The 13,235-nt window shown below is 66.7% G+C and carries 9 protein-coding genes; all 9 read left to right on the forward strand.

Going from position 1 to position 13,235, the window contains the following annotated elements:
* The first annotated feature begins 55 nt into the window (after positions 1-55).
* Positions 56-1,153 carry an ABC transporter substrate-binding protein gene (locus PFX98_RS11195; protein WP_285235289.1) on the forward strand — a complete coding sequence of 366 codons (1,098 nt, stop codon included), beginning with the start codon at positions 56-58 and terminating at the stop codon, positions 1,151-1,153.
* Positions 1,154-1,174: 21 nt separating this feature from the next.
* Positions 1,175-3,364, forward strand: coding sequence for an ABC transporter permease (locus PFX98_RS11200; protein ID WP_285235290.1), 2,190 nt, complete (start codon positions 1,175-1,177; stop codon positions 3,362-3,364).
* Positions 3,361-4,443 (forward strand): ABC transporter ATP-binding protein, encoded by a 1,083-nt coding sequence (locus PFX98_RS11205; protein WP_285235291.1) that lies wholly within the window; start codon positions 3,361-3,363, stop codon positions 4,441-4,443. Before PFX98_RS11200 ends, PFX98_RS11205 begins: the two co-directional genes overlap by 4 nt.
* Positions 4,440-5,267, forward strand: a complete 828-nt coding sequence (locus tag PFX98_RS11210) for an inositol monophosphatase family protein (protein ID WP_285235292.1) — start codon at positions 4,440-4,442, stop codon at positions 5,265-5,267. Before PFX98_RS11205 ends, PFX98_RS11210 begins: the two co-directional genes overlap by 4 nt.
* A gap of 98 nt (positions 5,268-5,365) precedes the next feature.
* Positions 5,366-6,991, forward strand: coding sequence for a histidine-type phosphatase (locus PFX98_RS11215; RefSeq protein ID WP_285235293.1), 1,626 nt, complete (start codon positions 5,366-5,368; stop codon positions 6,989-6,991).
* 31 nt (positions 6,992-7,022) lie between these two features.
* Positions 7,023-8,411 (forward strand): acid phosphatase, encoded by a 1,389-nt coding sequence (gene acpA, locus PFX98_RS11220; RefSeq protein WP_285235294.1) that lies wholly within the window; start codon positions 7,023-7,025, stop codon positions 8,409-8,411.
* A 35-nt stretch (positions 8,412-8,446) separates the two neighbouring features.
* Positions 8,447-9,358 carry a porin gene (locus PFX98_RS11225; RefSeq protein WP_285235295.1) on the forward strand — a complete coding sequence of 304 codons (912 nt, stop codon included), beginning with the start codon at positions 8,447-8,449 and terminating at the stop codon, positions 9,356-9,358.
* Positions 9,359-9,428: 70 nt separating this feature from the next.
* Positions 9,429-11,372: a bifunctional 5-dehydro-2-deoxygluconokinase/5-dehydro-2-deoxyphosphogluconate aldolase gene (locus PFX98_RS11230; protein ID WP_285235296.1), complete on the forward strand. Its 1,944-nt coding sequence runs from the start codon at positions 9,429-9,431 to the stop codon at positions 11,370-11,372.
* Positions 11,369-13,231, forward strand: a complete 1,863-nt coding sequence (gene iolD, locus PFX98_RS11235) for a 3D-(3,5/4)-trihydroxycyclohexane-1,2-dione acylhydrolase (decyclizing) (protein ID WP_285235297.1) — start codon at positions 11,369-11,371, stop codon at positions 13,229-13,231. Before PFX98_RS11230 ends, iolD begins: the two co-directional genes overlap by 4 nt.
* Positions 13,232-13,235 lie beyond the last annotated feature (4 nt).

Consider the following 13,235-nt stretch of genomic DNA (forward strand, 5'->3'; position numbering starts at 1 on the left):
CCTGACTTGCTGATCCGGGCCTGGGCAGTACATTGCACACGTGTGCAGTGCACACGTGTGCAATCAAAAGAACCTGCAAGATAAACAGACGCTGGCCAGCGATGCCAGCCTCTTTCCGGAGACGAAGATGAAGATCAAATGGATCTGTGGGCTGTTGCTCGCGTCCCTTTCGGCCGTGCCGCTGAGCAGCCAGGCCGCAGAGCGATTGAACGTGCTGTGCGCCGCTGACAACGACTGGTGTGAATTGATGCGTAACAGCTTCGAAAGCGAGACCGGCGTTCAGGTGTCGATGGTGCGAAAAAGCGCTGGCGAAATCTTTGCGCAGATCCGCGCTGAGGCTGGCAACCCGAAGACCGACATCTGGTGGGCCGGCACAGGCGATCCGCATCTGCAAGCCGCTGCTGCCGGCTACACCGAGGTCTACAAATCGCCGCAGCTGGATAAGTTGCAGCCCTGGGCGCAGAAACAGGCCGAGATCGCTGGCTACCGTACCGTAGGTGTCTATGCCGGCCTGCTGGGCATTGGATACAACCCCGAGGTGCTCAAGCGCAACAACGCGCCGGCGCCAAAGTGCTGGAAGGACCTGCTCACCCCGGCCTACAGGGGCGAGATCCAGATTCCGAATCCGAACTCCTCGGGCACTGCCTACGCCGCCATCGCGACCCTGGTGCAGTTGCAGGGCGAGGCCGAGGCTTTCGCCTTCATGAAGAAGATGAACGACAACGTCAATCAGTACACCAAGAGCGGATCGGCTCCGGCCAAGGCGCTGGCACGTGGCGAGATCGGCGTGGGCATCACCTTTCAGCATGACCTGCTGAAGGAAACCGTCGCGGGCTTCCCGGTTGAAGTGGTGTCGCCCTGCGAGGGCACCGGCTACGAAGTCGGTTCGATGAGCATCGTGAAGGGGGCGAAGAACATGGCCAGTGCCAAGCGCTTCTACGAGTTCGCGCTGCGCGCCGACGTGCAGTCCCTCGCAGTCAAGGCCAATGCCTTCCAGGTGCCCTCGAACAAGGCCGCCACTATCCCGCCGCGTGCGCCGCGCCTGGAGACGGTGAAGACGATCAACTACGACTTCGCCAAGTACGGCAGCGAGGAGACACGCAAGCGTCTGCTCAAGCGCTGGGACGACGAGATCTTCTCTCTGCCGCGCTGAGCAGCCACAAGGAGCGCCGTCGTGGACAAATCATTGCGTGTCTGGCTGTTGCTGGCCTTGCTGAGCAGCCTGCTGCTGCCCTGGCACCAGCAGGAGGCAGGACTTCTGGCTGGCGAGTGGTTGGGAGCCGGCTGGCCCGGGGACCGGGCCACCGCCACTGCAGCCTGGCAGGTGCTGGGGCTGGGCCGTCTGGAACTGCTGCCGCTGCTGCTGCTGCCGATCGTGGCCGGTCTGCTGGACATGGCCAGGCTTGCGCGGCCCGCGCTTGGTACGGTCCTGATGGCCCTGGCCGTCGCGGCCTTGGCTTGGCTGGGATGGCTGAGTTGGGGCGCTGCCCCAGCCGATCAGCCGGGGCTCGGCTGGGGCGCGCTCCTGTACGCGATCTGCACGCTGTTCATGCTGAGCACCGGCGCAGCTTGGCGCGGCGCCTGCCGCGGGGACGTTTTTGTCTGCGGTGTGATTGCCTTGCTGGTGGCTCTGGTTGGCCTGTTCGTGATGTTTCCCGTACTGCGTGTGCTGGTCGGTGCCTTCGAGCAGGATGGCGCCTTCAGCTTGGCCGCGCTGTGGTCACGCACCACCGACGCTCGCGTCTGGTCCTTGGCGTGCGTGGCAGGCGGGCAGCGTTGCGGCGTGGCCTGGAACACCTTGTTTCTGGGGCTCAGCACCGCCGCAGGTGCAACCCTGCTGGGTCTGGCATTCGCCCTGGTCATGACGCGCACCGGCTTTCGGTTCAAGAAGGTTCTGCGCGCATTGACGGTGCTGCCCATCATCACCCCGCCCTTTGTGATCGGGTTGGCGCTGATCCTGCTGTTTGGCCGCAGCGGTGTTGTAACCGGCTGGGTCTCGGCCTGGTTCGACGTGGCGCCAGGCCGTGGCCTCTATGGCTTCTATGGCGTATGGCTGGCGCAGTTGCTCTCGTTCACGCCGATCGCTTTCATGGTGCTGATCGGCGTGGTTGAGGGCGTGAGCCCTTCTGTGGAGGAGGCGTCGCAGACCTTGGGTGGCTCGCGCTGGACCACATTCTGGCGGGTCTCGTTGCCCCTGATGCGTCCGGGCCTGGCAAATGCCTTCCTGGTGGCCTTCATCGAGAGCATGGCCGACTTTGGCAACCCGATGGTGCTGGGCGGCAATTTCGGAGTGCTGTCCACCGAGATCTACTTTGCCATTGTCGGCGCGCAGAACGACGCCGGCCGTGCCGCGGGTCTCGGCCTGATCTTGCTCTGCTTCGCCGTTGCAGCCTTCGTGGCACAGCGGCGCTGGGTGGGCAAGAAGTCATACGCCACCGTCACCGGCAAGGCCGACAACGGCCAGCATGCCGGGCTGGACAAGCGCATGTCCATGGCGCTCGCCCTGCTGGTGAGTCTGTGGACGGCCTTCACCCTGGTGCTCTACGGCATGATCCTGGCCGGCGGCTTCGTCCACCAATGGGGCCGCGACAACAGCTTCACCCTGCGCCACTACAGCGACGCCTTCGGCATCAGCTTCGGCGAGCAGGGCCTGCGCTGGGTCGGTACCGCCTGGGACTCGCTGTTCACCACCCTGGCCATCGCCGGCATCTCCGCCCCGCTGACGGCCGCCCTGGGGCTGCTTGCCGCCTGGCTGCTGGTGCGTCAGCGCTTTGCCGGCAAGGCAGCATTCGAGTTCGCCACCATGCTCAGCTTCGCGATACCGGGCACGGTGATCGGTATCAGCTACATCCTGGCCTTCAACGCGGCACCGATCGAGCTGACCGGTACAGGCTCCATCCTGGTGTTGTGCTTTGTGTTCCGCAATATGCCGGTGGGACTGCGCGGTGGCGTTGCGGCCATGAGCCAACTGGACGGCAGTCTCGACGAGGCCTCGACCATGCTGGGTGCCAACAGCTTCACCACCGCCCGGCGGGTCGTGTTGCCGCTGATGCGACCGGCGCTGACCTCGGCCCTGGTCTACAGCTTCGTGCGCTCCATCACCTCCATCAGCGCCGTGATCTTCCTGGTCAGCGCGAAATACAACATGGCCACGGCCTACATCGTCGGCCTGGTCGAGAACGGTCAATACGGCATCGCCATCGCCTACGCGAGCGCGCTGATCGTGGTGATGTTGCTGTGCGTGCTAGTCGCGCAAAAGCTGGTCGGCCAGCGCCGCTTGCGGCGTGTCGAGCGCGTGCAGGGCGCGGCGCCTCAAGCCACACCGACCCCCAGTGAATTAGTTTTGAAGAAGGTTCAATCATGAAAGCCGACAACTCGTCCGCGATGACGGCCGGCCTGGCCTCGGGGGCCCTGGTCTTCGATCAGGTGAGCAAGCAGTACGGCTCGGTCACTGCCGTCGACAACGTCTCGTTCAGCATTCCCAAGGGCGATCTCGTCACCTTGCTGGGTCCGAGCGGCTGCGGAAAGACCAGCACCTTGCGACTGATCGCCGGGCTGGAACACGTAAGCCGCGGGCGCATCCTGATTGGAGGACAGGACGTAACTCGTCAGTCCGCCATAGAGCGCAATGTCAGCATGGTGTTCCAGTCTTACGCCCTGTTTCCTCATATGACGGTGCAGGAAAACGTGGCCTATGGCCTGGAAGTGGGCGGAGCCCGCAAGACGGAGGCCAAGGAGCGCGCCATCGAGGGCCTGCGCTTGGTAGGTCTGGCCGACTTCGGCCCACGCCTGCCGAGCGAACTCTCAGGTGGGCAACAGCAACGCGTGGCGGTGGCGCGCGCGCTGGTGCTGGAACCCCAGGTGCTGCTGCTCGACGAGCCGCTGTCCAACCTCGACACCAAGCTGCGTCGCCGTGTGCGCGACGAGATCCGTGAGATCCAGCAGCGATTGCGGCTGACCGCCGTCTACGTAACCCATGACCAGGAAGAAGCCTTGGCCGTGTCAGACCAGATCATTGTGATGAACAAGCAGAAAGTAGCCCAGCAGGGCAGCCCGCGTGACCTGTTCGAAACCCCGGCCGATGAGTTCGTGGCCGACTTTATCTGCGACGCCAATCTGGTGGCGGGCGAGTTGCAGGGCGAGGCCTGCGAGATCGGCGGCATTAAGCTGCAACTGGCCAATCCGCGGCGCTATCGTGGCGCCGTGCGCGTTGCCGTGCGCCCCGATGCGATGCGCTTGCGCCCGGCTGCTGCTAACGATCCACTGGTGGGGGCGGTGCTGCACGCGGCCTTCCTCGGCACCGAGATGCAATACACCCTGGCCTCGCCCTTGGGAGAACTGTTCGTGCGTCAGGCCGAGGTGCGCCGCCCCCTGGCGGTCGGATCCTCTGTCGCCATCGATTTCGCAGACCACGGCCTGTGCGTTGTCGGAGGCCAGGCATGATGCTGCTGCAGGATCGCTATGAACTGGCCCGCAGCGTGGCCCGCGAGGCCGGCTTGCGCGCGCTGGAGATGTTCCGCCGCCGCGATGAGCTGGTGATCGAATCCAAGGGTTTGCAGGACATGGTCAGCGCTGCCGATCAGGACACCGAGGCCTTTATCCGCCAGCAAGTGCTGGCCCGTTTCGCCGCCGATGGATTCCTCGGCGAGGAAGGCGGCCTGGACCGCGGCGATGCCGATTTCCTCTGGGTCATTGATCCGATTGACGGCACTGCCTGCTTCGTCAACGGCATGCATGCTTGGTGCTTGTCGATCGGCGTGCTGTGCCAGGGGCGGCCGGTCATCGGCGTCGTCTACGACCCGAACAGCGACGAGATGTTCCATGCCGCACAAGGGCAGGGCGCGTTTGCCAATGCCAAGCGCCTGCAGGTGCATTCGGCCGCCCGGGTCAGTGAGGGTGTGCTCGGCGTGGGCTTCTCACATCGGGTGCCGGTTGATGCCTTCGTGCCCTTTCTTGGCCGTGTGTTGGCCGATGGAGGCATGTTTATACGCAATGGTTCGGGTGCCTTGATGCTGGCCTATGTGGCCGCGGGGCGCTTGATCGGCTACTACGAGCCGCACATCAACGCCTGGGACTGCCTGGCGGCCATCGTCTTGCTGCAGGAGGCTGGCGGAGTCGTCAACGATTTTCTGGCTGATGGGGGACTGCAGCACGGCAATCCAATCATCGCCGCCGGGCCGGCGCTGTACCCGCAGTTGCTGGCGCTGATCGCCCCGGAGTCCTGCAGCCCGCCGCTGCAGTCCAACAAATTGCCAGCGCTTTTTTGAGCCCTGAAATGCACACGTGTGCATTGCCTTTGCGATACCTGCCCGATACCGCCCGGGCCAACAAATCAATCAAGGCGGGCAGCCTACGGAGACATGGCATGACGACAACAGCAATCCTCTCGCGACTCTGGGTCGCCGCCGCACTAACGGCGGGACTGGCCGCATGCGGTGGCGGTGACGACACCAGCACACAGACCCCGCCTCCGCCTGCACCGCCGCCGGCGCCGACCAATTTCTACTACCAGACCAAGACGCCTTACGCGCCGCAGCAGGACGCGGCCAGCTACGAGGCGCCGCCCAGCGGCTTCAGCACCGTCTTCACCGAACTGGTGGCGCGCCATGGCTCGCGCGGCCTGTCCAGTCTGAAGTACGACCTGGCGGTCTACAACATGTGGCTCAAGGCGGCATCCGAGGGGGCGCTGACCGATCTGGGCCTGAAGCTGGGCCCCGACGTCCTGAAGCTGATGAAGGCCAACTTCCTGCTCGGCTACGGCGTGCCTGGCATCAGCAAACCCGGCTACGGCAACGAGACGCAAGTCGGCATCGACGAGCACACCAACCTGGCCAAGCGCCTGCTGAGCCGCCATGCCGCGTTGTTCGAGCAGGTGGTCGGCACGGCCGCCACCAGCCCTCGGCGTATCGAGGTCGTGACCTCGGGCGTGGACCGTGCCGTGGACAGCGGCGCCTTCTTCGTCAAGGGCATGTTGGCCACGCAGCCCAAGCTGGCCGAGCTGGTCAGCTACCCGGCCGCGCCCGGCCCCTACCCGGTCAGTGCACCGGTGGCGCAGCCGGCCGGCACCGACCGCTTCCTGCTCTATTTCCACAAGCTGGTGGCGGCGACCGATCTGGTAAGCAACGCCTCCGATCCGCTCTACACCACTTACCAGGACAGCCTCGCCTTCCAGAAGTGGCTGAAGGACGCCGACCTGGCGGCCAAGCAGGCGGCCATCCTCGCCGACCCGGCGGCCAAGACGGCCGGCCGCGTCGTGCTGGAGCGCCTGTTCACCAAGGCCTTCGTCGACAAGATCGAGTCCGGCGCCTACAGCTTTGCCAACACCGGCAGCTTCACCTACAGCAGTGCCGATGGCAAGTTCACCAGCACCCTCAGCGGTGACGGCGAAACGCCCATCGGCAATCTGGCCGAGGCGGCCTCGCGCATCTACGAGCTGTATGTGATCGCTCCGGCGATGAAGGCCGAGGCCGGTGTCGACTTCTCGCCCTATATGCCGCTGGAGCAGGCCAAGTACTTTGCCTTCACCCAGGACGCGGCCGACTTCTACAAGATGGGCCCCGGCATCACCGAGAAGGGCAGCGTCACCTGGAAGATGGCCCAGCACCTGGAGGATGACTTCTTCAACCAGGTTGATGCCATCGCCAAGGGCCAGCTGGGCAAGGTCGCCAAGCTGCGCTTCGCCCATGCCGAGATCATCATTCCCTTCGCCTCGAAGATGGGCCTGAAGAACGTGCTGCAGCAGGTGCCGCTGGCCACCATGTACAGCTACGAAAACAACCCCTGGCGTGGTGACTATGTCTCGCCGATGGCGGCGAATATGCAGTGGGACGTGGTGCGCAACGCCAGCGGCACCCTGCTCGTGAAGATGCTCTTCAACGAGAAGGAAACCGACTTCAAGGCCGACTGTGATGGCGCTCGCTATGCCGCCAACAGCCACTTCTACGACTACACGAAGCTGAAGGCCTGCTACGGCCACACGCCGGCGCCCTGAGTCGCAGCGTTTCGCTCCCAAGGAGAATCCAATGAAAGCAAGACTCAGCGCCGCAGCGCTGGCCGCCGCCGTCGCCCAGCTGCTGGCCGGCTGTGCCGCATCGACCGGCCCCTCGGCACAAGACCCGGCCCCCGATCCCAAGCTCGCCAAGATCGGTCAGATCGTCGTCGTCTACATGGAGAACCGCAGCTTCGACCATCTGTTCGGCCTCTATCCCGGCGCCAACGGCCTTGCCCAGGCCCGGGCCGAGGGCCGCACCGTGCAGACCGACAGGGACGGCAAGCCCTATGCCCAGCTGCCGGTGCCCCTGGCCGACAAGAACGGCAAGCCCGATGCGCGGCTGCTGGATCCGATTCCCAACGGCCCGTTTGCACTGGAGCCGCGGGTGGCGCTGAACCAGCCCATGTTCAGCCCCATTCACGCCTATTACGCCAACCAGCGCCAGATCAATGGCGGGCGCAACGACCGCTTCGTCGCCGAGGGCAATAGCGGCGGCCTGCTGATGGGCTATTACGACGGCAGCCAGATGGGTTTGTGGAAGCTGGCCCAGCGCTTCACCCTGGCCGACAACTTCTTTCAATCGGCCTTTGGTGGCTCCTTCCTGAACCACTTCTGGCTGGTCTGCGCCTGCACGCCGGTGTTCCCCGACGCCCCGGCCACTATCAAGGCAGTGGACGAGGCCGGCAATGTGCCGGGCAGCCACGAGGAGGCCTATGTCACGACCGACGGTCATGCGGTCAACACGATGCAGGGCAGCTGGCTCTACGACCCGACGAAGAAGCAGGCACTGCTGCCGCCGCAAAGCCTGCCGACGATAGGCGACCGGCTGAGCGACAAGGGCATTGCCTGGGCCTATTACGCCCAGGACTATCAGCGCGCGGTGGCGGCCACGGCGGCGGGCAAGGGACTGTCGAGCTTCTCCTACCACCACCAGCCCTTCACCTTCTTCAAGCGCTTCATCGACAGCCCGGCGCAGCGCGCCACCCATCTGAAGGACCGCGAGGATTTCATCGCCGACGCCCGCGCCGGTCGCCTGCCACCGGTGTCGTTCTACAAGCCGACCGGCGGCAAGAACATGCACCCGGGCCGTGGCAATGTCGCCGATGGCGACGCCGAGGCAGTGGCCATCGTGCAGGAGGTGATGAACGGCCCGCAGTGGAAGAACACCGTCGTCATCGTCACCACCGACGAGAACGGCGGCTTCTGGGACCACGCCGCGCCGCCCAAGGGCGACCGCTGGGGCCCGGGCTCGCGTATCCCGGCGCTGGTGGTCTCGCCGTTCAGCGAGGGCGGCCACGTCGATCACACCCCGTACGAAACCGTGTCCATCCTGCGGCTGATCGAGGAGCGCTTCGGACTCAAGCCTCTGAGCAACCGGGATGCCAAGGCCACCAGCCTGGCACGCGCACTGAAGCTGTAAGCACACTGCAACCATACTGAGAAAGAACGAGACAAATGCAAACCCATCAAAAACTCACCGTGGCCCTGGCCGCCCTGCTGGCTCTTGGTGCCGCCCAGGCCCAGGTCAGCCTCGGCGGCCGCATCGACCAGAGTGTCGTTAAGAGCTCGCCTGGCGTCTGGCAGCTGACCCACGGCTCGGCCAACCGCATCATCTTCAAGGCCGAGGACGATCTTGGCGACGGCATGAAGGCTTACAGCTATCTGCAGCATCGCTTCCTGGGCGACACCGGGGCGCAGCGCTCGGGCCCGTTCTGGTACTACTCCTATGTCGGCATCAAGGGCCGCTTCGGCGACATCCGCCTGGGCCACCAGAAGTCGCCGCTGGACGACGCCACCGGCAGCGACTACGAGGTCTGGGACGGCGACACCGTTGCCTCCAGCTACTCGCGCATTGCTGGCGGTCAGAAGATCTGGGACAACGCCGTCAACTACACCTCGCCCGTGCTGGCCGGCTTCAGCATCAATGTCGGTGTGTCGCCCAGCGAAGGCGTGGCCAAGACCGTGCGCGGCCAGGGCTTCTCGCTGATCTACGAGATGGGCGGCCTCAGCGCCAGCCTGTCCACGCAGCGCAGCCCGACCAATGTGCAGACCCATGGCATCGGCGGCCGCTACACCTTCGACAAGTTCCGCCTGTTCGGCACCTGGGCCAGCTCCACCCGCGTGGGTGGCAACAAGAAGCAGACCGATCTGCAGTTCAGCGCCGGCTACCAGGTCACGCCCGAGGGCGAGGCCCGGGTGCTCTACAACAGCAGCAAGCTGGTCAATGTGAAGACCGAGGTCTATGGCCTGGGCTACTTCCACTTCCTCAGCAAACGCACCGCGGTGTACGCCTCGCTGTCCGACACCCGGGCCGACAACGCCGCCACGGTCAACGCCTACCAGCTGGGCGTGCGGCACTCGTTCTGATCGTTCCGACACCGGCGGCGGGCGCAGCAGTGCTCGCCGTCGTCCGACCCTCTGTTGTACCGCCCCCGCCATGAGACTTTCCGATATCCCTTCAGGCCGCCGCCACGACCTGGCCTGCCTCGGCCGCCTGGCCGTGGACCTCTATGCCCAGCAGCTGGGCAGCCGGCTCGAAGACGTGAGCAGCTTCGCCAAATACCTGGGCGGCTCCTCGGCCAATATCGCCTTCGGCGCGGCGCGGCTGGGGCTGCGCGCGGCGATGATCTCGCGCGTCGGCGACGAGCAGATGGGCCGCTTCCTGACCGAGACGCTGCAGCGAGAGGGCTGCGACACCTCGCAACTGCAGATCGATCCGCAGCGCCTGACCGCGCTGGTGCTGCTGGGCCTGAAGGACCGCGACACCTTCCCGCTGCTGTTCTACCGTGAGAACTGCGCAGACATGGCGCTGGCTGCCGACGCCATCAGCGAAGACTTCATCGCCAGCTGCCGTGCGCTGCTGATCACCGGCACCCACCTGAGCACGCCCACCGTGCTGGCCGCCTCGGAGCGGGCTCTGGGCTTTGCCCAGCGCCATGGTGTGCTGCGCGTGCTCGACATCGACTACCGCCCGGTGCTGTGGGGGCTGACGGCCCGCGGCGAGGGCGCCAACCGCTTCGTCGCCGATGCAGCCGTGACCACGCGGCTGCAGGCGGTGCTGCCGCAGTTCGATCTGCTGATAGGCACCGAGGAGGAGTTCCTGATTGCCGGTGGCGTGCCCGGCGATCTGCTGGCCTCGCTGCGGGCGGTGCGGGCCGTCACCCAGGCGGCGCTGGTCGTCAAGCTCGGTGCAGCCGGCTGCTGCTTCATTGACGGCGAGATCCCGGCGCGCCTGACCGACGCCGTCACCGTGCGCGGTGAGCGCATAGCGGTCATGAATGTGCTGGGCGCCGGCGACGCCTTCGCCGCCGGCCTGATGACGGGCCTGCTGCGCGGCCAGGGCTTCGAGCAGGCCGCGCGCCTGGCCAATGCCTGCGGCGCCATCGTCGTCTCGCGTCATGGCTGCGCGCCGGCCATGCCGACGCCGGCCGAGCTGGAGCACTGGTTCAGCGGCCAGCGGCTGCCGCGGGTCGATGCCGACGTGCAGCTGGCCCATCTGCACCGCACGACCGCGGCGCGCAAGGCCTGGCCCCAGCTCTGCGTGCTGGCCTTCGACCACCGCAGCCAGTTCTTCGAGCTGGCGCGCCAGGCCGGCGCCGACCCGGCGCGCCTGCCGGCACTGAAGCAGCTGCTGGTGCGCGCGGCCGAGCGCATCGAGACCAGCCACCGCCTGCAAGGCCAGGTCGGCGTGCTGATCGACGATGTCTATGGCGAGGACGCCTTGGCCTCGGCCACCGGTCGCGGCTGGTGGGTGGGCCGGCCCGTCGAGCTGCCCGGTTCGCGGCCGCTGCGCTTCGAGCATGGTGCCTCGCTGGCCACGCGCCTGCAGCAATGGCCGGCCGAGCAGGTCGTCAAGTGCCTGGTGCACTACCACCCAGACGACGCGACCGACCTGAGGCTTGAGCAGGAGCAGCAGCTGCGCCAGGTCTGGGACGCGACACGGGCCAGCGGCCATGAGCTGCTGCTGGAGCTGATCTCTCCGCCGGCCGTGACGCCGCCCGGCACCGCCGACACGGCCGTGCTGCGCAGCGTCAAGCGTCTCTACAACCTCGGCTTCAAGCCCGAGTGGTGGAAGCTGGCGCCCATGACGGCGGCCGGCTGGGAGGCCCTGGCCGCGCTGATCGCCGAGCGCGATCCGCAATGCCGCGGCGCCGTGATACTGGGCCTGAACAAACCGCTGGCCGAGCTCGCCGAGGGCTTTGGCCGGGCCCGCCATCCCATCGTCAAGGGCTTCATGGTCGGCCGCACGCTGTGGGCCGGGCCGGCGCTGGCCTGGCTGCGCGGCGAGTTGGATGACGAGGGCCTGGTGCGCCAGGTTTGCGGCAACTTCGCCACCCTGGTCGAGGCCTGGCGCGACGCTCGTGCGGAGGTGGCAGCATGAGCAGCAAGACGGTACGCCTGACGATGAGCCAGGCGCTGGTGCGCCACCTGGCCGCGCTGCGCATCGAGCTGGCCGATGGTTCGGTGCAGCCCTATGTGGGCGGTGTGTTCTCGATCTTCGGTCACGGCAATGTGGCCGGCCTGGGCGAGGCCCTGTGGGCCGAGCGCGAGGCGCTGCCGACCTACCGCGCGCACAACGAGCAGGGCATGGCCCATGCGGCGATTGCCTACGCCAAGGCGCAGCACCGCCAGCGCATCATGGCCGTCACCAGCTCGATCGGCCCCGGTGCCACCAATATGGTCACGGCCGCCGCGTTGGCCCACGTCAACCGGTTGCCGCTGCTGCTGCTCCCCGGTGACGTGTTCGCCACGCGCGCACCCGACCCGGTGCTGCAGCAGATCGAGGATTTTCATCACGGCGATCTGTCGGCCAACGACTGCTTCCGCCCGGTGACCCGCTACTTCGACCGGCTGATGCGGCCCGAGCAGCTGCTGACGGCGCTGCCGCGGGCGATCCAGGTGATGACTGACCCCGCGCTGTGCGGCCCGGTCTGCCTGGCCCTGCCGCAGGACGTGCAGGCCATGGCCTTCGACTGCCCGGACGACTTTCTGCAGCCGGCCCTGCTGCGCCTGCGCCGCCCCATGGCCGACGCTCGCGAGCTGCAGCGCGCGGTCGAGCAGCTGCGTGCCGCCCGCCGGCCGCTGATCATCGCCGGTGGCGGCGTGCTCTACAGTCAGGCCTGGGAGGCGCTGCGGCAGTTTGCCGAGCGCCACGGCATTCCGGTCGTCGAGACCCAGGCCGGCAAGAGCAGCCTGCCCTGGGACCATGGCCTGAACCTGGGCGCCATCGGCGTCAGCGGTGCGCCGTCCGCCAACGAGCTGGCCTGCACCGCCGATCTGGTGCTGGCCGTGGGCACGCGGCTGCAGGACTTCACCACCGGCTCGCATGCGCTGTTCAGCCAGGCCGCGCTGCTGAGCCTGAATGTGCAGGCGCTGGACGCCGCCAAGTGGAACGGTCAGGCCCTGGTGGCCGATGCCCGCGAGGGCCTGCTGCAGCTCGACGCCGCCCTGCGCGACTGGCAGGCGGTGCCGGCCTGGACCGCGCACGCGCAGCGCCTGGCCGAGATCTGGCGACGGCGCGTCACCGAGCTGACCCTGGCCGAGCCGCAGCGCCAGCTGCCCTATGACGCCGAGGTGATAGGCGCGGTGCGCGACTCGACGCCGGACTCGCCGGCGCACGATGTCGTCGTCTGCGCGGCGGGCACCCTGCCGGCCGAGCTGCACAAGCTGTGGCGCGCCGGCGCACCGGCCAGCTACCACGTCGAGTACGGCTACTCCTGCATGGGCTACGAGATCGCCGGCGGCCTGGGCGTGAAGATGGCCCTGCCCGAGCGCGAGGTCATCGTCATGGTTGGCGACGGCTCCTATCTGATGATGAACTCGGAGATCGCCACCTCGGTGATGCTGGGCCACAAGCTGATCATCGTCGTGCTGGACAACCGCGGCTACGGCTGCATCCACCGGCTGCAGCGTGCCAGCGGCGGACCACGCTTCAACAATATGCTGGACGACTGCGTGCCCGAGGGCGGCACCCTGCCCCAAGTCGACTTCGCCGCCCATGCGGCCAGCCTGGGCGCCGAGGCCTGCCATGTGGCCGATCTGGCCGAGCTGCGCGAGGCCCTTGTCCGCGCCCGCGCCGCCAGCCACACCCAGGTCATCGTCATCGACACCACCGCCGAGCGCACCACCCCTGATGGCGGCTGCTGGTGGGAGGTGGCCATTCCCGAAGTCTCGACCCGCGTCGAGGTGCGCGAGGCGCAGATTCTTTACCGCGCCCAGAAGGCGCAGCAGCGACCGTGATGAT

The sequence above is a fragment of the Paucibacter sediminis genome (assembly GCF_030254645.1).
Classification (GTDB): domain Bacteria; phylum Pseudomonadota; class Gammaproteobacteria; order Burkholderiales; family Burkholderiaceae_C; genus Paucibacter_B; species Paucibacter_B sediminis.